This window comes from Lysinibacillus boronitolerans JCM 21713 = 10a = NBRC 103108 (assembly GCF_000772935.1).
Lineage (GTDB): Bacteria > Bacillota > Bacilli > Bacillales_A > Planococcaceae > Lysinibacillus > Lysinibacillus boronitolerans.
In genome coordinates, this window is the sequence record NZ_JPVR01000001.1 from 1 (window position 1) to 207 (window position 207).

The 207-nt window shown below is 39.6% G+C and carries 1 protein-coding gene; it reads left to right on the forward strand.

The features are described from left to right. Positions 1 to 207, forward strand: a 207-nt coding sequence (locus CD31_RS00005) for a transposase (protein WP_036074703.1), incomplete at both ends; no start/stop codon positions are given.

Here is a 207-nt window from a genome sequence, read left to right on the forward strand (position 1 = left end):
CGAGCCTATCCCAATGTACAGAAAGTAAGCAAAATCAAAAACTCATTCAACGTCATATTTGGGAGTCGTATGTAGAGGAAGCAGAACATTTACGCCATTCCAATGACATCAAACAAATCTATGCAAAGCGCAAAGAAACGATTGAGCGTATCTTTGCAGATGCAAAAGAAAAGCATGGTATGCGATGGACAACCTTAAGAGGTCTAA